The organism is Streptomyces sp. NPDC057287, assembly GCF_042667905.1.
Classification (GTDB): Bacteria; Actinomycetota; Actinomycetes; order Streptomycetales; family Streptomycetaceae; genus Streptomyces.
On the sequence record NZ_JBHUYV010000033.1, the window covers coordinates 1 to 20,888 of the forward strand.

At 71.7% G+C, this 20,888-nt stretch carries 23 protein-coding genes; 15 read left to right on the top strand and 8 right to left on the bottom strand.

What is annotated here, in order from left to right:
- Together ACFUNE_RS36820 and ACFUNE_RS36825 are read left to right on the top strand one after the other, a co-directional pair.
- A partial coding sequence (locus tag ACFUNE_RS36820; protein ID WP_383577293.1) for an acetyl-CoA carboxylase biotin carboxyl carrier protein subunit occupies positions 1–165 on the top strand: 165 nt, incomplete at its 5' end.
- Between the two features lie 101 nt (positions 166–266).
- Complete coding sequence (locus ACFUNE_RS36825; protein WP_383577295.1) at positions 267–881, top strand: TetR/AcrR family transcriptional regulator; 615 nt, start codon at positions 267–269, stop codon at positions 879–881.
- A gap of 30 nt (positions 882–911) precedes the next feature.
- Here ACFUNE_RS36825 and ACFUNE_RS36830 read toward each other — a convergent pair whose 3' ends face one another.
- Together ACFUNE_RS36830 and ACFUNE_RS36835 are read right to left on the bottom strand one after the other, a co-directional pair.
- Complete coding sequence (locus tag ACFUNE_RS36830) at positions 912–1,880, bottom strand: DeoR/GlpR family DNA-binding transcription regulator (protein ID WP_383577236.1); 969 nt, start codon at positions 1,878–1,880, stop codon at positions 912–914.
- A 123-nt stretch (positions 1,881–2,003) separates the two neighbouring features.
- The gene (locus ACFUNE_RS36835; protein ID WP_383577238.1) at positions 2,004–3,443 is read right to left on the bottom strand and encodes an NAD(P)H-quinone dehydrogenase; all 1,440 of its coding nucleotides are present in this window, start codon (positions 3,441–3,443) and stop codon (positions 2,004–2,006) included.
- 260 nt (positions 3,444–3,703) lie between these two features.
- On the opposite strand from ACFUNE_RS36835, the gene ACFUNE_RS36840 reads away from it, so the two are divergent.
- From ACFUNE_RS36840 to ACFUNE_RS36850, 3 genes are all read left to right on the top strand, one after another.
- Complete coding sequence (locus tag ACFUNE_RS36840; protein ID WP_033297850.1) at positions 3,704–4,141, top strand: gamma-glutamylcyclotransferase; 438 nt, start codon at positions 3,704–3,706, stop codon at positions 4,139–4,141.
- Positions 4,142–4,245: 104 nt separating this feature from the next.
- Positions 4,246–5,070 (top strand): purine-nucleoside phosphorylase, encoded by an 825-nt coding sequence (locus tag ACFUNE_RS36845; RefSeq protein ID WP_383577241.1) that lies wholly within the window; start codon positions 4,246–4,248, stop codon positions 5,068–5,070.
- Between the two features lie 285 nt (positions 5,071–5,355).
- Entirely contained in the window at positions 5,356–6,996 is a 1,641-nt protein-coding gene (locus tag ACFUNE_RS36850; protein ID WP_383577243.1) for a phospho-sugar mutase, read from the top strand.
- Positions 6,997–7,261: 265 nt separating this feature from the next.
- Here the strand turns inward: ACFUNE_RS36850 and ACFUNE_RS36855 are convergent, their stop codons facing one another.
- Both ACFUNE_RS36855 and ACFUNE_RS36860 read right to left on the bottom strand, forming a co-directional pair.
- Positions 7,262–7,840, bottom strand: coding sequence for a suppressor of fused domain protein (locus ACFUNE_RS36855; RefSeq protein ID WP_383577245.1), 579 nt, complete (start codon positions 7,838–7,840; stop codon positions 7,262–7,264).
- A gap of 114 nt (positions 7,841–7,954) precedes the next feature.
- Positions 7,955–8,593 carry a PH domain-containing protein gene (locus tag ACFUNE_RS36860; protein ID WP_383577247.1) on the bottom strand — a complete coding sequence of 213 codons (639 nt, stop codon included), beginning with the start codon at positions 8,591–8,593 and terminating at the stop codon, positions 7,955–7,957.
- A gap of 148 nt (positions 8,594–8,741) precedes the next feature.
- Between ACFUNE_RS36860 and deoC the strand changes: the two genes are divergently transcribed.
- The 3 genes from deoC to ACFUNE_RS36875 are packed head-to-tail and all read left to right on the top strand — an operon-like array spanning position 8,742 to position 12,020.
- A complete protein-coding gene (gene deoC, locus ACFUNE_RS36865) occupies positions 8,742–9,689 on the top strand; it encodes a deoxyribose-phosphate aldolase (RefSeq protein ID WP_383577297.1) in 948 nt (315 codons plus the stop codon).
- Between the two features lie 5 nt (positions 9,690–9,694).
- On the top strand, positions 9,695–11,131 hold the full coding sequence (locus ACFUNE_RS36870) for an aldehyde dehydrogenase family protein (protein ID WP_383577249.1): 1,437 nt from the start codon (positions 9,695–9,697) through the stop codon (positions 11,129–11,131).
- Positions 11,124–12,020 (top strand): aldehyde dehydrogenase family protein, encoded by an 897-nt coding sequence (locus tag ACFUNE_RS36875; protein WP_383577251.1) that lies wholly within the window; start codon positions 11,124–11,126, stop codon positions 12,018–12,020. The genes ACFUNE_RS36870 and ACFUNE_RS36875 overlap by 8 nt, the downstream gene beginning before the upstream one ends.
- Positions 12,021–12,074: 54 nt before the next feature.
- Here ACFUNE_RS36875 and ACFUNE_RS36880 read toward each other — a convergent pair whose 3' ends face one another.
- The gene (locus ACFUNE_RS36880; RefSeq protein WP_383577253.1) at positions 12,075–12,500 is read right to left on the bottom strand and encodes a hypothetical protein; all 426 of its coding nucleotides are present in this window, start codon (positions 12,498–12,500) and stop codon (positions 12,075–12,077) included.
- A gap of 63 nt (positions 12,501–12,563) precedes the next feature.
- On the opposite strand from ACFUNE_RS36880, the gene ACFUNE_RS36885 reads away from it, so the two are divergent.
- Positions 12,564–13,268, top strand: coding sequence for a uridine kinase (locus ACFUNE_RS36885; protein WP_383577255.1), 705 nt, complete (start codon positions 12,564–12,566; stop codon positions 13,266–13,268).
- A 232-nt stretch (positions 13,269–13,500) separates the two neighbouring features.
- On the opposite strand, the gene ACFUNE_RS36890 is transcribed toward ACFUNE_RS36885, so the two are convergent.
- Positions 13,501–14,247 (bottom strand): SigE family RNA polymerase sigma factor, encoded by a 747-nt coding sequence (locus ACFUNE_RS36890; RefSeq protein ID WP_383577257.1) that lies wholly within the window; start codon positions 14,245–14,247, stop codon positions 13,501–13,503.
- A 169-nt stretch (positions 14,248–14,416) separates the two neighbouring features.
- Here ACFUNE_RS36890 and afsQ1 point away from each other — a divergent pair, with 169 nt between their 5' ends.
- From afsQ1 to ACFUNE_RS36915, 5 genes are all read left to right on the top strand, one after another.
- Positions 14,417–15,094: a two-component system response regulator AfsQ1 gene (afsQ1, locus tag ACFUNE_RS36895; RefSeq protein WP_015578482.1), complete on the top strand. Its 678-nt coding sequence runs from the start codon at positions 14,417–14,419 to the stop codon at positions 15,092–15,094.
- A complete protein-coding gene (locus ACFUNE_RS36900; RefSeq protein ID WP_383577259.1) occupies positions 15,091–16,623 on the top strand; it encodes an ATP-binding protein in 1,533 nt (510 codons plus the stop codon). Before afsQ1 ends, ACFUNE_RS36900 begins: the two co-directional genes overlap by 4 nt.
- On the top strand, positions 16,620–17,261 hold the full coding sequence (locus ACFUNE_RS36905) for a hypothetical protein (RefSeq protein ID WP_383577261.1): 642 nt from the start codon (positions 16,620–16,622) through the stop codon (positions 17,259–17,261). Before ACFUNE_RS36900 ends, ACFUNE_RS36905 begins: the two co-directional genes overlap by 4 nt.
- A gap of 217 nt (positions 17,262–17,478) precedes the next feature.
- Complete coding sequence (locus ACFUNE_RS36910; RefSeq protein WP_383577263.1) at positions 17,479–18,054, top strand: VanZ family protein; 576 nt, start codon at positions 17,479–17,481, stop codon at positions 18,052–18,054.
- Between the two features lie 91 nt (positions 18,055–18,145).
- The gene (locus ACFUNE_RS36915) at positions 18,146–18,349 is read left to right on the top strand and encodes a PspC domain-containing protein (protein ID WP_383577265.1); all 204 of its coding nucleotides are present in this window, start codon (positions 18,146–18,148) and stop codon (positions 18,347–18,349) included.
- A gap of 78 nt (positions 18,350–18,427) precedes the next feature.
- Here the strand turns inward: ACFUNE_RS36915 and ACFUNE_RS36920 are convergent, their stop codons facing one another.
- Positions 18,428–18,730 carry a hypothetical protein gene (locus ACFUNE_RS36920; RefSeq protein WP_383577267.1) on the bottom strand — a complete coding sequence of 101 codons (303 nt, stop codon included), beginning with the start codon at positions 18,728–18,730 and terminating at the stop codon, positions 18,428–18,430.
- A 134-nt stretch (positions 18,731–18,864) separates the two neighbouring features.
- Positions 18,865–20,019, bottom strand: a complete 1,155-nt coding sequence (locus tag ACFUNE_RS36925) for an adenosine deaminase (protein ID WP_383577269.1) — start codon at positions 20,017–20,019, stop codon at positions 18,865–18,867.
- Positions 20,020–20,122: 103 nt separating this feature from the next.
- Here ACFUNE_RS36925 and ACFUNE_RS36930 point away from each other — a divergent pair, with 103 nt between their 5' ends.
- On the top strand, positions 20,123–20,875 hold the full coding sequence (locus ACFUNE_RS36930; protein ID WP_383577271.1) for an alpha/beta hydrolase: 753 nt from the start codon (positions 20,123–20,125) through the stop codon (positions 20,873–20,875).
- Positions 20,876–20,888 lie beyond the last annotated feature (13 nt).

Consider the following 20,888-nt stretch of genomic DNA (forward strand, 5'->3'; position numbering starts at 1 on the left):
GAGGAAGGCCAGGAAGTCAAGGAAGGCGACCTCATCGTCGTCCTCGAAGCCATGAAGATGGAACAGCCCCTCAACGCCCACCGCTCCGGCACGGTGAAGGGTCTGGCGGCAGAGGTCGGCACCTCGGTGTCGTCCGGCGCCTTGATCTGCGAGATCAAGGACTGAGCACCCGCTCCGCTTTCCCGCACTGGGGGCCCGGCACCTGCCGGGCCCCCAGTGGCATCCTTGGGACGCGGAGCGGACACCAGGAGGACAGGGCGATGGCCATGAACGCGGCACCGACACCGGCCCGGCCGATGCGCGCCGACGCGCGCCGGAACTACGACCGGCTGCTGCACGAGGCCCGTACGTCCTTCGCCGACCGGGGCACGGACGCCTCGCTGGAAGAGATCGCCCGGAGCGCGGGCGTGGGCATCGGCACGCTCTACCGGCACTTCCCGAACCGCCAGGCCCTGATGAACGCGGTGTTCCAGGAGGCCCTGACCGCCCTGCTCGCCCGTTCCCGCGAACTGGCACAGGCCGACCAGCCGTGCACCGCCCTGGTGGAGTGGCTGGGTGCGATCGTCACCCATGCGGGTGAGTACCGCGGATTGGCGCAGGCGCTCATGTCCGCCCCGGGGGACGAGACTTCGGCACTGACGTCATGCCATGTGCCGCTGCGCCAGGCGGGGGCACGGCTGCTTACCCGCGCCCAGTCGAGCGGCTCGGTGCGCGCGGACGTGTCGATCGACGACCTGTTGCAGCTGACGAACGCGATCGCACTGGCCGCGGAGCAGACACCGGCCGACCCCGCGCTGGCCGACCGCCTGCTGCGGCTGACGCTGCGCGGGCTGAAGGCGGACCCGGCCGCTTCGGACCAGTCGCCTCCCCCCGGCGGCTGAGGGCGCCTTCCGGACGCCCCGCGCCTCCTCCTACCGGCGCCGCATGTCGGCGACCCGGCCGACCGGCCCGTCCGACAGCGCCGCGGCACTCCGCAGTTGCGGACCGATACCCCCCGGGCCCCCGTGGCCGCCCTGGGTGCGCCGCTGGCCGGGCAGCGGCATCTCCTGCCGGGGCTGCCGCCCCGGCGGCATGCCGTCGCCGGCCGCGGACTCCGCTTCGGGCCCCGCCACCGTGATCTCCACCCCCTGGTCGGCCAGTGCCTGGAGCTCGGTGGCCGCCCGCTCGTCGTGGACCGGTGGCTCGTCCGTCACCAGACGGGTGATCAGCTCCGTGGGCACGGTCTGGAACATGGTGTCGGAGCCGAGCTTCGTGTGGTCCGCCAGGACCACCACCTCGGCCGCGGCCTGCACGAGCGCCCGGTCCACACTCGCGGAGAGCATGTTGGACGTGGACAGTCCGCGCTCCGCGGTCAGCCCGCTCCCGGACAGGAACGCACGGGTCACCCGCAGCCCCTGGAGGGACTGCTCGGCACCGCTGCCGACCAGCGCGTAGTTGCTCCCGCGCAGGGTGCCGCCGGTCATCACCACTTCCACCCGGTTGGCATGGGCCAACGCCTGGGCGACGAGCAGCGAGTTGGTGACCACGGTCAGGCCGGGCACCCGCGCGAGCCGGCGGGCCAGCTCCTGCGTGGTCGTTCCGGCGCCGACCACGATGGCCTCGCCCTCACCGACCAGACCGGCCGCCAGGTCGGCGATGGCCGTTTTCTCCGCGGTGGAGAGATGGGATTTCTGCGGAAAGCCGGACTCCCGCGTAAAACCGCCCGGCAAGACCGCACCGCCGTGCCGGCGGTCGAGGAGTCCTTCTGCCTCCAGTGCCCGCACGTCCCGCCGTACGGTCACTTCGGAGGTCTGGACGACGCGGGCGAGCTCACGGAGCGATACCGCCCCGTTGGCGCGCACCATTTCGAGGATCAATTGACGACGTTCTGCAGCGAACACGAAACTGACAGTAACCTGGCCGTAGGTTGCTTTTCAGCAGTTTGCGCCGAATAAGAGAAGTTGTACATAGGCGGGGCCCCCTGGTGGTATAGGGGACCCCGCCGCCCGTACGAGCAGTGCGCGCTACGCCTCGCCGGCGCTCTTCCGGGTGTGCAACTGCCGTGCCACTTCGGCGATCGAGCCGGACAGGGACGGGTACACGGTGAAGGCGTTCGCGATCTGCTCCACCGTCAGGTTGTTGTCGACGGCGAGCGAGATCGGGTGGATCAGCTCGCTGGCCCTCGGCGCGACGACGCAGCCGCCGACCACGATGCCGGTGCCGGGGCGGCAGAAGATCTTGACGAAGCCGTCCCGGATGCCCTGCATCTTGGCGCGCGGGTTGCGCAGCAGCGGCAGCTTCACGACACGGGCGTCGATCTTGCCGGCGTCGACGTCGGCCTGGCTGTAACCGACCGTGGCGATCTCGGGGTCGGTGAAGACGTTCGAGGAGACCGTCTTCAGGTTCAGCGGCGCCACCGCGTCACCGAGGAAGTGGTACATCGCGATCCGGCCCTGCATCGCCGCGACCGAGGCCAGGGCGAAGATCCCGGTGACGTCACCGGCCGCGTACACCCCGGGGGCGCTGGTGCGGGAGACGCGGTCGGTCCGGATGTGCCCGGACTCCTTGAGCTGCACCCCCGAGTCCTCCAGGCCCATGCCCGCGGTGTTGGGGATCGCGCCGACCGCCATCAGGCAGTGCGTGCCGGAGATGACGCGGCCGTCGGCCAGGGTGACCTCGACACGGTCGCCCACGCGCTTGGCGGACTCGGCGCGGGAGCGGGCCATGACGTTCATGCCGCGGCGCCGGAAGACGTCCTCCAGGACGGCGGCGGCGTCCGGGTCCTCGCCCGGGAGCACCCGGTCGCGGGAGGAGACGAGGGTCACGCGCGAGCCGAGGGCCTGGTAGGCGCCGGCGAACTCCGCGCCGGTGACGCCCGAGCCGACCACGATGAGCTCCTCGGGGAGCTCGTCCAGGTCGTAGACCTGGGTCCAGTTCAGGATGCGCTCACCGTCGGGCTGCGCGTCCGGGATCTCGCGGGGGTGGGCGCCGGTCGCGATCAGCACCGCGTCGGCGGTGAGCCGCTCCTCGGTGCCGTCGGCGGCGGTCACCACGACCTGGCGGGACCCGTCGGCGGCCTGGAGGCCCTCCAGCCGGCCGCGGCCGCGCATGACCCTGGCACCCGCGCGGGTGACGGAGGCGGTGATGTCGTGCGACTGGGCGAGCGCGAGGCGCTTGACCCGCCGGTTGACCTTGCCGAGGTCGACCCCCACCACCCGGGCGGCCTGCTCCACGTGCGGGGTGTCGTCGGCGACGATGATGCCGAGTTCCTCGTAGGAGGAGTCGAAGGTGGTCATCACCTCGGCCGTCGCGATCAGGGTCTTGGAGGGTACGCAGTCGGTGAGGACCGACGCGCCGCCGAGACCGTCGCAGTCGACGACGGTCACCTCAGCGCCGAGCTGGGCGCCGACCAGTGCCGCCTCGTAGCCGCCGGGGCCGCCGCCGATGATCACGATCCGGGTCACGAAATGTCCGCCTCGCGTGGTGTCATCCCACGGCCGTCTGCCGCCCCGGCCGGGGGTCCGGGGGATCGCCCCGGCGTATGCAGTACGTAGTTCATTGTCCCGCACGCGCCAAGGTGCTTCGCCCCGGGGCCCTCCATACGGGAACGGGCCTGGCCGGGCCACGGCCTCCGGGCCCCGCGCACCGCCCACGACACCGCCCACGACCGGGGCGCGTCCCCGGAACCCTCCTGCTCCACGCCGCCTCACGTACCCTCGACCCCATGTCGCTCTACGCCGCGTACGCCGGCAACCTCGACGCGCGGCTGATGACGCGCCGCGCACCGCACTCCCCGCTGCGCGGCACGGGCTGGCTCAACGGCTGGCGGCTGACCTTCGGCGGGGAGCAGATGGGCTGGGAGGGCGCGCTGGCCACGGTGGTCGAGGCACCGCGTTCGCAGGTGTTCGTCGCGCTGTACGACCTGGCCCCGATGGACGAGGACTCCATGGACCGCTGGGAGGGTGTCGGCCTCGACATCTACCGGCGCATGCGGGTGCGCGTGCACACGCTGGACGGCGAGGAGCCGGCCTGGATGTACGTCCTCAACGGCTACGAGGGCGGGCTCCCCTCCGCCCGCTACCTGGGTGAGGTGGCGGACGCCGCCGAGTCCGCGGGCGCACCGCACGACTACGTGATGAACCTCCGCAAGCGCCCCTGCTAGGCCTGGCCTCCAGGCCACTTATGTACGAAAGTACGAATACGACCGGCCAGACTCTTCACGGACGCATCTACGCGCGTAGGGAATCAGCGGTTACCCTCTTCCGCGTGAACGCATCTGTTATTCCGGACCACATCCAGGGCGACCCGTACGCCGCCGCAGCCGACGCCGCCGCCCGCCTGCGCGAGCTGACCGGCGCCGAGACCCACGACGTCGCTCTCGTGATGGGCTCCGGGTGGGCCCCCGCGGGCGATGCGCTCGGCATCCCGGAGGCCGAGTTCCCGGTCACCGCGCTCCCCGGGTTCCCGGCTCCGGCCGTCGAGGGCCACGGCGGCACGATCCGCTCGTACAGGATCGGGGAGAAGCGCGTCCTGGTCTTCCTGGGCCGCACGCACTACTACGAGGGCCGCGGTGTCGCCCCCGTCGCGCACGGCGTCCGGACGGCCGCCGCCGCGGGCTGCCGGACCGTCATCCTGACGAACGGCTGCGGCGGCCTGCGCGAGGGCATGCGACCCGGCCAGCCGGTGCTCATCAGCGACCACATCAACCTCACGGCGGCCTCGCCGATCGTGGGCGCGAACTTCGTCGACCTGACCGACCTGTACTCGCCGCGGCTGCGCGCCCTGTGCAAGGACATCGACGCCACCCTCGAAGAGGGCGTGTACGTGCAGTTCCCCGGCCCGCACTACGAGACCCCGGCCGAGATCAACATGGTCCGCGTCATGGGCGGCGACCTGGTCGGCATGTCCACGGTCCTCGAGGCGATCGCGGCCCGTGAGGCGGGCGCCGAGGTGCTGGGCATCTCCCTGGTCACGAACCTGGCCGCCGGCCTGAGCGGCGAACCCCTCAACCACGAAGAGGTCCTCCAGGCCGGCCGCGACTCGGCCACCCGGATGGGCGCCCTTCTGGCACAGGTGCTGGACCGGGTCTGACGGCTCCGGGCCCCGCGGGCGCCGGTGGCGCGGGCGGACCACTCCGGCCCGCCGACACCTGAAGCACAGGCGGACCACTCCGGCCCGCCGACACCTCAAGCACAGGCGGACCACTCCAGCCCCGCCGGCGTTTGAGGCGCGGGGGTCCGGGGGCGGAGCCCCCGTAACGGGTCCGGGCGGAGCCCGGTTCCGGGAAGGGGCGGGTAGGGGGACAGCCCGCCGCAGGCACCCACCTGCACCCCGCACCGCCCCACCCACCACCACCCCCGCAGAAAGGCGGACACCGTGCAGCAGGACCTCATCACGCGCGCCAGGACCTGGCTCGCCGAGGACCCCGACCCCGAGACCCGGGCGGAGCTCGAAGGCCTCATCGAGGCCGGTGACGAGCCCGCGCTCGCCGACCGCTTCGCCGGCACGCTCCAGTTCGGCACGGCCGGCCTGCGCGGCGAGATCGGCGCCGGCCCGATGCGGATGAACAGGTCCGTCGTGATCCGCGCCGCCGCCGGTCTGGCCGCCTACCTGAAGGCGCAGGGGCAGGCCGGAGGGCTCGTCGTCATCGGCTACGACGCCCGCTACAAATCCGCCGACTTCGCGCGCGACACGGCGTCCGTGATGACCGGCGCCGGCCTGCGCGCGGCGGTGCTCCCGCGCCCGCTGCCGACCCCGGTCCTCGCGTACGCCATACGGCACCTGGGGGCAGTCGCGGGTGTGGAGGTCACCGCCAGCCACAACCCGCCGCGCGACAACGGCTACAAGGTCTACCTCGGCGACGGCTCGCAGATCGTGCCCCCGGCCGACGCGGAGATCGCCGCCGCCATCGAGGCCGTGGGCCCGCTCGACGGCGTACCGCGCCCGGAGTCGGGCTGGGAGATCCTCGGCGACGAGGTGCTGGACGCCTATCTCGCACGTACGGACGCCGTCCTGGGCCAGGGCTCCCCGCGCAGCGCCCGGACCGTCTACACCGCGATGCACGGTGTCGGCACCTCGGTCCTGACGGCGGCCTTCGCCCGGGCCGGCTTCCCCGAGCCCGTGCTCGTGGCCGAACAGGCGGATCCCGACCCGGCGTTCCCCACCGTCGCCTTCCCCAACCCGGAAGAGCCCGGCGCCATGGACCTCGCGTTCGCGACGGCACGCCGGGCGCGGCCCGACGTCGTCATCGCCAACGACCCGGACGCCGACCGCTGCGCCGTCGCCGTGCCCGAACCTTCGGCCGAGGGCGGCTGGCGGATGCTGCGCGGCGACGAGGTCGGCGCGCTGCTGGCCGCGCACCTGGTGGACCGGGGCGCCACCGGCGTGTTCGCCGAGTCGATCGTGTCCTCGTCACTGCTGGGCCGCATCGCCGAGAAGGCCGGCCTCGGTCACGAGGAGACGCTGACGGGCTTCAAGTGGATCGCCCGCGTCGACGGCCTGCGGTACGGGTACGAGGAGGCGCTGGGCTACTGCGTCGACCCGGACGGGGTCCGCGACAAGGACGGCATCACGGCCGCCCTGCTGATCGCCGAACTCGTCTCGGTGCTCAAGGAGAAGGACCGCACCCTCCTGGACCTGCTCGACGACCTCGCCCTGGAGCACGGACTGCACGCGACGGACCAGCTGTCGGTCCGCGTCGAGGACCTCTCGGTCATCGCGGACGCCATGCGCCGTCTGCGGGAGACTCCGCCGACCACCCTGGCCGGCCTCGCCGTCACCTCGGCCGAGGACCTCTCCCGGGGCACGGACCGGCTGCCGCCCACGGACGGCCTGCGTTACCACCTCACGGGCGCCCGCGTCATCGTCCGCCCGAGCGGCACCGAGCCCAAGCTCAAGTGCTACCTGGAGGTCATCGTCCCGGTCGCTGCGGCGGACGAACTGCCGGCGGCCCGCACGCGGGGTGACGAACTGCTGGCCGGCATCAAGCGGGACCTGGCGGCCGCGGCGGGGATCTGAGGGACGCCCACCGGGACGACCCCCGGGGCGCGGGGAGCACTCCTCGTGTGCTCGGGCTCGGCGGCCGTCCGATGGTGGAGGGGCTCCTGCACCACACCGCGCGCGGCCTGGTCCCGCCCGCGCGGACCGCCGGGGTCATCGGCATGCCGGGCAGGGTCCCCGGTTCCTCCGTGCTGCCCAGCGGGCCTCGCTCGCCGAGGTGCGACCGTACGACGCGGGCAGGCTGCGCCCTGCGCAGGACCTCCGCGATCCGCCGGCTCGTGTCTCACACGACCGATGCCCGGAAAGGATCAGTGGGAATGATCTCCGCCTCGTCGAAGAGCTGCTCCAGCGCCTCGTGACCCTGGTGCCTGCGGAACTCGACTTCGGCGGCCGTCACAGGCAAGGTCCACAGGATGCGGGCCTGCCCCCTGGGCAGCGGACAGTGTTCGAGGTCAGGTCCGTGGAGATAGGGCAGGCTGATCAGCAGGTGATCGCAGATCGAGCCCGGCACCCATGGCTCACCGATCGGCATGCTGTGCTCCAGGTCGAGCTGATGCCCACCGCAGTGGTAGTACGTGATCATGCCCATGAGGTCGATGAACCGCTGGTCGCGGACGTGGGCGGTCATGACGAACTCAAGCCCGCGGCCGTCCTTCTCCGTCGCGGCCCAGCACCCGGCGGTCACATAGGCCCAGCTGTCGCTGCGCGGACCGGGGCCGACCACGAGAACCCGCAGATCGGGCACGACCTCGCGCCGCTCCGGCCCCAGGTCGCAGACCACGACCTCAACGGAATGCCCCTCGAAGAACGCACGGACATGTGACCCGACGGCCTCCACGGCCAGCAGCCTCGCATCACTCACCGCGCGATCATTCCAGACCCGATCAACCGGCCCGGATGCTCCGGGGATGGGAGCGGGCGGCACACGGCCCGGCCGAGCACCTGCCGGCCCGGCCGGCAGCACCTCCCGCCCCGCTCAGCCGATGGCCAGCAGCACCACGAGCAGCACCGCGCCGACGGCGGCCGGGGCGATCACCTCGTAGGCCCAGCGCGCGGACGCGGTGGTCGTGCTCCGCTCCGCGCGGGCCTCGGCACGCTCGGCCAGCTCCCGCAGGTCGCCCACCGTCTGGTCGGCGGCGGCCGCCCGGGCCTGGGAGTCGCGGACGTCGGCGTGCACGGAGGTCCGGCCGTACGGGTCGTCGTGCGCCTGCTGGCCGGCCTTCCTGGCCGCGCGCTTGCGCTCGCGCAGCGAGACGGGGACCGCCCAGAGCTGGTACTTGGCGCCGGTGTGGGTGAAGAGCTCGGTCGAGTAGGCGGCGCGCACGGTGGAGACGTCCGTCCAGGGCAGCACGATCGTGCGGAACGGGTTCCGGATCCGGATCCGCTCCTCGCCGGCGAACACGGCCGGCCGCAACGTGAACGCGACGATCAGGGGGACCGCGGTCAGCAGCGCGGCCAGCGCGAGCCACGGCACCCGGCCCTCCCCCTGCGCCACCGCGTCGCCGCCGATCCAGCCGATCAGCAGGATGAGCAGCGCGCCGCTGACCAGCCCGGCGCCCGACCGGTAGGTCCGGTCGGCGTGTGCGGGCTCGGCGGGGGGTGTGGGGCTCGTCATGGTCCCGATTCTGCCTGAAGCGGCGACGGGGACGGGCCACGGCCTCGCCCGGCCCGGGGGAAGGCCGTGCAACCGGCCGGTGGAGGGCCCGAAACGGGGAGGGCCCTGTACAGGTCGCTACGCGCGTAGATATGCTCATGTGGTGACCATGCCCACCACTGCTCCTGCATTCGCCGACGCGACGGCGTCCGACAGTGCGCTGCGCCGCTTCCTGCACGGGCTGCCCGGCGTCGACACCGTCGGCCTCGAAGCGCGGGCCGCCTCTCTCGGTACCCGATCGATCAAGACGACCGCCAAGGCGTACGCCATCGATCTCGCCATCTCGATGATCGACCTGACGACGCTGGAAGGCGCGGACACCCCGGGCAAGGTCCGGGCCCTCGCCGCCAAGGCGGTCAATCCCGACCCCACCGACCGCACGACCCCGCGCACCGCGGCCGTCTGCGTCTACCCCGACATGGCGGCGACCGCGGTCGCCGCGCTGGCCGGCTCCGGGGTGAAGGTGGCGTCCGTCGCGACGGCCTTCCCCGCCGGGCGTGCGGCGCTGGACGTCAAGCTCGCGGACGTCCGCGACGCCGTGGCGGCCGGGGCCGACGAGATCGACATGGTGATCGACCGCGGCGCCTTCCTCTCCGGCCGCTACCTCAAGGTCTACGAGGAGATCGTCGCCGTGAAGGCCGAGTGCGGCTCCGCACGGCTGAAGGTGATCTTCGAGACCGGCGAGCTGTCCACCTACGACAACATCCGGCGGGCCTCCTGGCTCGGGATGCTGGCCGGAGCGGACTTCATCAAGACCTCGACCGGCAAGGTCGGCACCAACGCCACCCCGGCGAACACCCTGCTGATGCTGGAGGCCGTGCGCGACTTCCGCGAGCAGACGGGCGTCCAGATCGGCGTGAAGCCCGCGGGCGGCATCCGCACCTCCAAGGACGCGATCAAGTTCCTCGTCCTGGTGAACGAGACCGCGGGCGAGGACTGGCTGGACAACCACTGGTTCCGCTTCGGCGCCTCCAGCCTGCTGAACGACCTGCTGATGCAGCGCCAGAAGCTCAGCACCGGCCGTTACTCCGGCCCCGATTACGTGACGGTGGACTGATCCCCATGGCATCTGCATTCGACTACGCACCGGCTCCGGAGTCCCGCTCCGTCGTCGACATCGCCCCCTCGTACGGGCTGTTCATCGACGGTGAGTTCACCGAGGCCGCCGACGGCAAGGTCTTCAAGACGGTCAGCCCGTCCACCGAGGAGGTCCTCTCCGAGGTCGCGCGCGCTGGCGCGGAGGACGTGGACCGGGCCGTGAAGGCGGCCCGCAGGGCCTTCGAGAAGTGGTCCGCGCTCCCCGGCTCCGAGCGCGCCAAGTACCTGTTCCGGATCGCCCGGATCATCCAGGAGCGCTCCCGGGAGCTCGCCGTCCTGGAGACCCTGGACAACGGCAAGCCCATCCGGGAGACCCGCGACGCCGACCTCCCGCTGGTCGCCGCGCACTTCTTCTACTACGCGGGCTGGGCCGACAAGCTGGACCACGCGGGGTACGGCGCGAACCCGCGCCCGCTCGGCGTGGCCGGCCAGATCATCCCGTGGAACTTCCCGCTGCTGATGCTGGCCTGGAAGATCGCCCCGGCCCTCGCCACCGGCAACACGGTGGTGCTGAAGCCCGCGGAGACCACGCCGCTGTCGGCGCTGTTCTTCGCCGACATCTGCCGGCAGGCCGGCCTGCCCAAGGGCGTCGTCAACATCCTGACCGGGTACGGAGACGCGGGCTCGGCCCTCGTCGAGCACCCGGACGTGAACAAGGTCGCCTTCACCGGCTCCACCGCAGTCGGCAAGGCCATCGCCCGGCAGATCGCGGGCACGGACAAGAGGGCCACGCTCGAACTGGGCGGCAAGGGCGCCAACATCGTCTTCGACGACGCCCCGGTCGACCAGGCCGTCGAGGGCATCGTGACCGGCATCTTCTTCAACCAGGGCCAGGTCTGCTGCGCGGGCTCGCGTCTCCTCGTACAGGAGTCCGTGCACGACGAGGTGCTGCACTCCCTCAAGCGCCGGCTGTCCACGCTCCGGCTCGGCGACCCGCTGGACAAGAACACCGACATCGGGGCGATCAACTCCGCGGAGCAGCTCTCCCGGATCACCTCGCTCGTCGAGACCGGTGAGGCGGAGGGCGCCGAGCGCTGGACCGCACCGTGCGCCCTGCCTTCGTCCGGCTACTGGTTCGCCCCGACCCTCTTCACCGGTGTCACCCAGGCGCACACCGTCGCGCGCGACGAGATCTTCGGCCCGGTGCTGTCGGTGCTGACCTTCCGCACGCCGGACGAGGCCGTCGCCAAGGCCAACAACAGCCAGTACGGCCTCTCCGCGGGCATCTGGACGGAGAAGGGCTCCCGCATCCTCGCGGTGGCGAACAGGCTCCGCGCCGGAGTGGTGTGGGCCAACACGTTCAACAAGTTCGACCCGACCTCGCCGTTCGGCGGATACAAGGAGTCGGGCTTCGGCCGCGAGGGCGGCCGTCACGGTCTGGAGGCCTACCTCGATGTCTGACGGGCGACTCAGTGTCTTCAAGACCTACAAGCTGTACGTCGGGGGCAAGTTCCCCCGCTCCGAGAGCGGCCGGGTGTACGAGGTGACGGACTCGAAGGGCAAGTGGCTGGCGAACGCCCCGCAGTCCTCCCGCAAGGACGCGCGTGACGCGGTCGTGGCCGCGCGCAAGGCGTTCGGCGGCTGGTCGGGGGCGACCGCGTACAACCGCGGGCAGGTCCTCTACCGCGTCGCGGAGATGCTGGAGGGCCGCCGCGAGCAGTTCGTCCGCGAGGTCGCGGACGCCGAGGGGCTGTCGAAGTCCAAGGCGGCGGCGGTCGTCGACGCGGCGGTCGACCGCTGGGTCTGGTACGCGGGCTGGACGGACAAGATCGGTCAGGTCGTGGGCGGGGCGAACCCGGTGGCGGGCCCGTTCTTCAACCTGTCCACCCCGGAGCCGACCGGTGTGGTCGCCGTCCTGGCGCCGCAGGAGTCGTCGTTCCTGGGCCTGGTCTCGGTGATCGCCCCGGTGATCGCCACGGGCAACACCGCGGTCGTCGTCGCGTCGGCGGACGCTCCGCTGCCCGCGCTCTCGCTGGGCGAGGTGCTGGCGACGTCGGACCTGCCGGGCGGTGTCGTGAACATCCTGTCGGGGACGACGGCCGAGCTCTCCGCTCCCCTGGCCTCCCACCAGGACGTCAACGCCATCGACCTCACGGGAGCCGACGCCGGTCTCGCGAAGGAGCTGGAGGCCGCGGCGGCCGACAATCTGAAGCGCGTCCTGCGTCCACAGGCTGTGGACGGGGGCGACTGGTCCGCCGATCCCGGCACCCGGCGCCTGACGGCCTTCCTGGAGACAAAGACCGTCTGGCACCCGACCGGCGCACTGGGAGCGTCCGGCTCCTCCTACTGAGCACGCACACGTGGGGCCGCCCCCGGGCGGCCCCACGCGTGCGTGCAGGGAAGGTCAGCCGGTGATCAGGCCGGTCACCTCTCCGATCACGGGCAGGTCGCCGAGCGCGGCACCACTGGTCAGCGGGTCGGTGACCAGCGCCGTGGTCACCGGCTTGAAGTCGGCGATCTGGGTGCCCACCGCGTTGTCCAGCGGGTCCACACCCGTCCCCGCCAGCGGGTCGATCTGCAGGTCGGTGACGGGTTTGACGGCCCCGGCGAGGCCGTAGCCGAGTGCGCTGGTCAGTGCGGGCGCGGCGGCTTCGCCGACCGCCCCCAGGGTGCTGTCCGCGGTGTCCGAGCCGGTGGCGGGCGTCGCGGGCAGCGGCGCCGCCTGGGCTGCCGCACCTCCCGCGCCGAGCGCCGCGCCCAGCGCGGTGAGGGTCAGGCCGGCGCGCAGCAGTGCGCGGCGCCGGGGCTTGGACAGTGCATGACGTGCCATGTTTTCCCACCTGATCGGGACGTGTCGGGTAATCATCCGTGCGCGCAGAGTAGTTGAGGTGTGATGCTCGATACCAACAGGACCTCCCGGGGATCCCCTGCGCGGGTCAATGCCTCACACTTCTGTCCTGTGAGTTCCCAACCGATCCCCACTCGCGTCGTGCTGCTCGCCGGTCCGTCCGGCTCCGGCAAGTCGTCCCTCGCGGCCCGCAGCGGTCTGCCGGTGCTGCGCCTGGACGACTTCTACAAGGAGGCGAACGATCCGACACTGCCCCGGGTCACCGGCAGCACGGACATCGACTGGGACTCGGCCCTGTCCTGGGACGAGGAAGCGGCCGTGGCGGCCATAGCCGAGCTGTGCCGCACGGGACGTACGGACGTCCCGCTGTACGACATCGCCACAAGCTCGCGGACCGGCCGCGAAACGCTGGACATCGAGCGGACCCCCCTGTTCGTCGCCGAGGGCATCTTCGCGGCGGACATCGTCGCGCGCTGCCAGGACCTGGGTCTGCTCGCGGACGCGCTGTGCCTGCGCGGGCGGCCGTCCACGACGTTCCGGCGGCGGCTGGCGCGGGATCTGCGGGAGGGCCGGAAGTCGGTGCCGTTCCTGCTGCGGCGAGGGTGGCGGCTGATGCGGGCCGAGAAGGGCATCGTGGCCCGCCACACCGCGCTGGGCGCTCATCCCTGCGGCAAGGCCGAGGCCCTCGGCCGGCTGGCCGCCGCGGCGGCGGGCCGCTGCCGGACACCCAGGAGCCGGGTCCCGAACTAGGCTCCTCCGTCCGGGCCGGGCGCGCCCGGCCCGGACCGCGGGAGGCCCCTGGCCGCCGTGGGGCGCCGCCCGCTCACGGGCAGCACGACGAGCGGGGGCGGACAGGACCCCCCGGCCCGTCCGCCCCCGCTGCGCTTTCCCCCGTGCCGCCGCTTCCCCCGAAGCCGCGGCCTTTCCCCCGTGCCGCCGCTTCCCCCGAAGCCGCGGCCTTTCCCCGTGTCCCCCGTATGCCTCAGGCCACCAGCTCGCCGAAGGACTCCTCCTCGTCACGGCCGAAGCTGAGGACGTCGTCCTCGCGCAGCCGGCGGAGTGACCGCCAGATGCTCGACTTCACCGTGCCGACACTGATGTCGAGGATGGACGCGATCTCCGGGTCGGTGCGGCCCTCGTAGTAGCGGAGCACCAGCATCGTGCGCTGGAGTTCGGGCAGTCGCGCCAGCGCCTGCCAGAGGACCGCCCGCAGTTCCGTGCCCCGCATCGCGTCCGTGTCGCCCACCGTCTCCGGCAGCTCCTCGGTCGGGTATTCGTTGAGCTTGCGCCTGCGCCACGCGCTGATGTGCAGGTTGGTCATGGTGCGGCGGAGGTATCCGCCGACCGCCGCCTTGTCGCTGATCCTGTCCCACGCCCGGTACGTCGAGAAGAGGGCGCTCTGCAGCAGGTCCTCGGCCTCGAACCGGTCGCCGGTCAGGTGGTAGGCGGTTGCGTACAGGGAGGCGCGGCGCTCCTGGACGTAGGCGGTGAACGCCGCTTCGGCGTCCTGCACCCCGTCCTGGGACTTCCGCTCCCCCGTGACCTCCCCGTACGCGCTTCCCCCGTTTTCCCCCGTGGTCGCGTCAACCATCGTCAGGTACGACGAGTGCTGACGCCCGGCGCCACGTACGCGCCCCCGCCCCCCGGCGCCGGACTTCTCCGGGCTCCGCCCGACGTCGTGAAGGCGCGTGACAACTGCGCTTGAGGTGGTGCTGTGCAGTGCGTTCATCTGGCGCCCCCCATCGGTGGAGTCCGTTCGTTCCGTGTGCCAACGAGCTTGCCGGGGCAGTTTCATGGCCCTGTCCCCCGACTGTCACAGAGCTGTCACAGGGCATGTCGGCCGATCAAGTCGGGGGGATTGTCGAAACGTGGCACCACCATGGGCCAGAATGACCCCTGTGCCTTTCCTGTTGCTGATCGAGGACGACGACGCCATCCGCACGGCCCTCGAACTCTCACTGTCTCGCCAGGGCCACCGTGTGGCCACCGCGGCGACAGGAGAGGACGGCCTGGAGCTGCTCCGGGAGCAGCGGCCGGACCTGGTCGTGCTGGATGTGATGCTGCCCGGGATCGACGGTTTCGAGGTCTGCCGGAGAATCCGGCGTACCGACCAGCTGCCGATCATTCTGCTGACCGCGCGCAGCGACGACATCGACGTCGTGGTGGGACTGGAGTCCGGCGCGGACGACTATGTCGTGAAACCCGTACAGGGCCGCGTGCTCGACGCCCGGATCCGCGCGGTCCTGCGCCGCGGGGAGAGGGAGTCCACCGACTCGGCGACGTTCGGGAGTGTCGTCATCGACCGTTCGGCGATGACCGTCACCAAGAACGGGGAGGACCTGCAGCTCACGCCGACCGAGCTGCGGCTCCTGCTCGAACTGAGCCGCCGTCCCGGGCAGGCCCTTTCCAGACAGCAGCTGCTGCGTCTGGTGTGGGAGCACGACTACCTGGGTGACTCCCGGCTGGTGGACGCCTGCGTGCAACGGCTGCGGGCGAAGGTGGAGGACGTGCCGTCCTCGCCGACTCTGATCCGCACCGTGCGCGGTGTGGGCTACCGGCTGGACTCGCCTCAGTGAGCGCTGCCGCCAAGCGCTCCATACTCGCGGGGCTTCGCTGGACCAGCCTGCGGCTGCGGCTGCTGATCGTGTTCGTACTGGTGGCCCTGACAGCCGCGGTCTCCGCGTCGGGCATCGCGTACTGGCTCAACCGTGAGGCCGTCCTGACACGGACGCAGGACGCGGCCCTCGGCGACTTCCGCCGCCAGATGCAGAACCGGGCGGCCTCGCTGCCCCAGCAGCCCACGGCGAACGAACTGCGCGACACGGCCGAGCAGATGGCGAGCAGCGGCCCCGGCTACAACGTGCTGCTGATCGGCACCTACGACGGCAAGCCCGTCACCGGGGCCTCCGACATCGACTCCTTCACCAAGCTCGACGTCCCCGCCTCGCTGCAGAAGCAGGTCAACAAGAAGCAGCCGCTGACGTCGAACAACCCCTTCGAGTACCACCTGTTCTGGCAGCGCACGACCCTGGGCAACACCCCCTACCTGGTGGCCGGCACGAAGATCATCGGTGGTGGACCCGCCGGGTACATGCTGAAGTCGCTCGACCAGGAGCGTGAGGACCTCAGTTCGCTGGCCTGGTCCCTGGGCATCGCCACCGCGCTGGCGCTGGTCGGCTCGGCGCTCCTCGCCCAGGCCGCGGCCACCACCGTGCTGCGGCCGGTGCAGCGGCTCGGTGACGCGGCCCGCAAGCTCGGCGAGGGCAAGCTCGACACCCGCCTCGTGGTCTCGGGCACCGATGAACTCGCCGATCTCTCGCACACGTTCAACAAGGCCGCGAGCTCTCTGGAGAAGAAGGTCGCGGACATGAGCGCGCGGGAGGAGTCGAGCCGGAGGTTCGTCGCCGACATGTCGCACGAGCTGCGCACCCCGCTGACCGCGATCACAGCGGTCGCCGAGGTGCTGGAGGACGAGGCCGACAGCCTGGACCCGATGATCGCTCCGGCGGTGCACCTGGTGGTGAGCGAGACCCGGCGGCTGAACGACCTGGTGGAGAACCTCATGGAGGTCACCCGCTTCGACGCCGGTACGGCCCGGCTCGTCCTGGACACGGTCGACGTCGCCGACCAGGTGACCGCCTGCATCGACGCCCGCGCCTGGCTCGACGCGGTCGATCTGGACGCGGAGCGCGGCATCATGGTGCGGCTGGATCCGCGCCGGCTGGACGTGATCCTGGCGAATCTGATCGGCAACGCCCTCAAGCACGGCGGTTCGCCGGTGCGGGTGTCCGTGCGGACCGACGAGGACGAGCTGGTCATCGAGGTGCGCGACCACGGCCCGGGGATCCCCGAGGACGTGCTGCCGCATGTGTTCGACCGCTTCTACAAGGCGAGTGCCTCCCGTCCGCGTTCCGAGGGCAGCGGCCTCGGCCTGTCCATCGCGGTGGAGAACGCGCACATCCACGGTGGCGACATCACGGCCGCCAACCTGCCGGACGGCGAGGGCGCGGTGTTCGTGCTGCGGCTGCCGCGGGACGCGGAGGCACTGACCGGCGCCCCGGGCGACGACGACCCGGACCGGAACGAGGAGGGCGACGCGAAGTGACGCGCAGCGAGAGGTCGTACGGCGCACCGCGCAGGGTCGCACCCGGACGGGCCGCTGCCGCTCTGGCCGCCGTCGTGGCCTGTGCGGCGCTGGCCTCCGGCTGCGGCATCCGCAGCACCTCGGTTCCGGTCGACGCCGGGGCGGCGCCGTCCCGGATGCCGTGCCGGACCTCCCCGGCACAGGAGACCCTGCCGCCGGCGGAGAGCGTCTCCGTGCGGATCTATCTGGTCTGCGCCTCGCAGCTGGTGACGGTGGAGCGCACGGTCGAGGTCGACGAGTCGCGCTCCGACCGCCTCCTGATCGCCCAGGCGCTCCTGAGTGAGCTGCAGAGGGAGCCGGACGCCGACGAGCGGCGCGCGGGCTTCTCCACCGATGTGCCGGTGGCGCTGGGCGTCTCCGACCGGCACAAGGGTGATCCGGAGAGCACGCTGCGCCTCAGTGAGCAGCCGGACGACCTGCCGGCGGAGGCGCTCGCCCAGGTGGTGTGTACGTACGCGGACAGCGAGTCGCTCGGTTCCGGGGGCTCGGTGCTGCTCGGCGGGCCGGGGAACTACGCTCCGCGGGGCTATCTGTGCACGTCGGAGACGAAGACCCGGCCCGGGGAAGTGCCCACGCTGGGCGCGCTCGAACTGTCCTGAGACACCCGGGGGCCTTTCCGCCGGGTCCTCGCCGCGTCGCGGCCCCGGTCCTCGTACCGTCGGGGCCCCCGCCCTTCGTACCGTCGCGGCCCCGGTCCTCGCGCCCGTTCCGGGGCCGTCGGTGCCCCGGTCCTCGCACCTGCCCGGAGGCCGTGCCGCTCGTCACAGAGCCTTCCCGGAGCCGAGCGGAACCGATTCTGCCGGTCGTGGCGTCTTGGTGGACGTGCGCCACAGTTCGGACGGCCCGGCCGTCATCCGCTTCCGCGCGGCGGGGGTCACCCTCCTCCTCGCGCACCTCCTGTTCGTCGGCTGGCTGACACTGCGCCCGCTGGACGTGCCCTGGATGACGGCCGCGAACCTCCAGCCGTTCGCCGGGATCAAGGCGGATCTGGCCCTGGGCCCGGCCGAGGCGGGGCGCCGGATCGGCGAGGGCCTGCTGCTGCTGGCCCCCCTGGGCATACTGCTGCCGATGGCCGGCGGCAGGCTGCTGGTCTCCCCGTGGGCATCGCTGGCCCGTACGGTCGCGGCCGGGTCCCTGATCTCGATGGCCATCGAGCTGGCGCAGACTGGAGTCCCCGGACAGGTCGTCGACGTCGACTCGCTGCTCCTGAACACCGCCGGCGTCGCGCTGGCCCATCTGCTGGTCGTCCCGCTGTCACGGTCACGGCTGCGGCGGGGCAACCGGGCGGGGGCCGGTGACCTGTCCCGGATCGGTATCGGGGCACGCTCGCCCCTGGCCGAGGCCCCTCAGGGGTCCACCCCGACGATTACCAGGGTCGGCATCGCCCCGTAGAGCGATGCTTTGTACCCCTTCGCGGAGCCACTATGGAGGTACCGGGAGCGCGACGGAGCCGCTCCCCGAACGGTTCGCGAAGGAGCCCACCATGGCCGCACTTGTCCGCCCCCGCGAGGGACGCATGATCGGTGGGGTGTGCGCGGCGCTGGGCCAGCGCTTCGGCACCTCCGCAGGGACGATGCGGGTCATCTTCCTCGTGTCGTGCCTGCTCCCCGGCCCTCAGTTCCTGCTCTACCTGGCGCTGTGGGTACTCCTGCCGTCGGAGAAGAGCCCGGCCGCGACGGCCTGGTGACCTTCGGGACCACGGGGAGAGAAAGCTGTGGGGCGCGCACCCGGTCCGGGTGCGCGCCCCACATGCGTGTGGCGGTGATCAGCCACCGATCGGCAGGGCGCCGGTCAGGCCGCCGGCGGGCAGGCCGCCGAGCAGGTTGGTGCCGGGCGCCGAGAGGTCGCTGCTGCTGCCGCGCTGCTGCTGCTGGTCGAGAAGTCCGCCGGCCGCCTTCTGCACGGCGGGCAGCGCCTCCGTGACGGAGTCGAGCGCGATGTTGGAGGGCAGGCCTCCGGCCAGGGCGTCGACGGGCACGGCGACGGCGGAGGCGCTGCCCGCACCGGCGGCGGCGAAAGCGGCACCGAGAGCGGCGACGCCGAGAATCCTGACAGCAGACTGCTTCATGTGAAATTCATCCTTGGGGAAGGGGATGTGAGCGGCTCTGCAAGGTAGTCAGCCCCGCATCCCTCCCGCAAACATGCTGCGACACGGAAAACGGCCGGAATCCCTTGATCCCGGCCGTCCCCCTGTCAGTCCACTCAGCCCGCTACGGACGAGGAAGCACTGGTCACAGCGGTCTGACGGAAGAGCCACTCCGATTTCAGTTCGGCGTACCCGGGCTTCACCACGTCGTTGATCATCGCCAGACGTTCATCGAAAGGAATGAACGCTGATTTCATCGCATTGACTGTGAACCACTGCATGTCGTCGAGCGTGTATCCGAACGTCTCGGTCAACCGCTCGAATTCCTGGCTCATGCTCGTCCCGCTCATCAGCCGGTTGTCGGTATTCACGGTGGCGCGGAAATGCAGCTTCCGCAGCAGCCCGATGGGGTGCTCGGCGTACGAGGCGGCGGCGCCGGTCTGGAGGTTGGAGGTCGGGCACAGCTCCAGCGGGATCCGCTTGTCACGCACGTAGGAGGCGAGGCGGCCGAGCGTCACGCTGCCGTCCTCGGCGACCTCGATGTCGTCGATGATGCGGACACCGTGGCCGAGCCGGTCCGCACCGCACCACTGCAGCGCCTGCCAGATCGACGGCAGGCCGAAGGCCTCGCCCGCGTGGATGGTGAAGTGGTTGTTCTCGCGCTTGAGGTACTCGAAGGCGTCCAGGTGACGAGTGGGCGGGAAGCCCGCCTCGGCGCCCGCGATGTCGAAGCCGACCACACCCAGATCGCGGTAGCGGTTGGCCAGTTCGGCGATCTCCAGCGCGCGGGCGGCGTGTCGCATCGCGGTGAGCAGTGCGCCGACACGGATGCGGTGGCCGTTGGCGCGGGCGCGGCGCTCACCCTCGCGGAAACCCTCGTTGACCGCCTCGACGACCTCTTCGAGTGACAGGCCGGCGGTGAGGTGCTGCTCCGGCGCGTACCGGACCTCCGCGTAGACGACACCGTCCTCGGCGAGGTCCTCGGCGCACTCCGCCGCCACCCGGAACAGCGCGTCACGGGTCTGCATGACGGCACAGGTGTGGGCGAACGTCTCCAGGTAGCGCTCCAGCGAACCGGAGTCGGCCGCCTCGCGGAACCAGATGCCGAGCTTGTCGGGCTCGGTCTCGGGCAAGGCGTCGTAGCCCTGCTCACGGGCCAGTTCGACGATCGTGCCGGGGCGCAGGCCGCCGTCGAGATGGTCGTGGAGCAGCACCTTGGGCGCGCGGCGGATCTGGTCGGGACCGGGGACATTCAGGGTCTGGCTCGTCATCCGGGCACTCTAGCGCCTACGCGCGTAGAGCGCTGGATGCCGATGCGTAACAGTGACTGCGAAGCCAGGTGGAATACACCTTCCCTTCTGACACTGTTCTGTCATGGCACAGCGCGCACTTCCCCTGCCTGACGCCAGGCTGGGACGGGCCGTTCTCACGGCCGGAGCAGCACACGAGGTCAGCGGCGTTGTCCTGCTGCTCCCGGACGGCGGGACCGACTCCCTGCGCCGTCCCTCCGCCCTCTCGTACGCGGCGCAGTTGCCGTTCGCCCGCACCCTGGCCCGCGCGGGCCGGGGCGACGGGCTCGCGGTGCACGTCGTGCGCCACCGGAACCGGGGCCGGAACGACGGCGCGGACCCCTCGTCCGACGCCCGGTGGGCGGCGGACGAGGCCGTACGCCGCTACGGCGACGTCCCCGTCTGCCTCGCCGGGCACGGGACCGGGGGCCGGGCCGCCCTGCGCGGCGCCGGGCACGACGCCGTCAACTCCGTGCTGGCGATGGCGCCCTGGCTCCCCGAGGGCGCGGAACCCGAGCCGGTGAAGCACCTCGCGGGGCGCCGGGTCCTGATCGTGCACGGCACGAACGACGCGCGGGTCGATCCGGAGCTCTCCTACCGGCTGGCGGAACGCGCGAAGAAGGCCAACCGGGACACCTGCCGCTTCGAGGTCCACTCGGACGGGCACGCACTGCGCCAGCACCGCTCCGAAGTGATGGCGCTGGCCTCGGACTTCGTCCGGGGTTCACTGTTCGCCCGGCCGTACGCGCGCCCGGTCGCCGACGCGTTCGCCGCTCCCCCTCCCCTGGGGCTGCGGATGCCGCTGGCGGCGGGGTTCGGGCGGTCGCTGAGGCACTGAGGGCGCTGAGGGG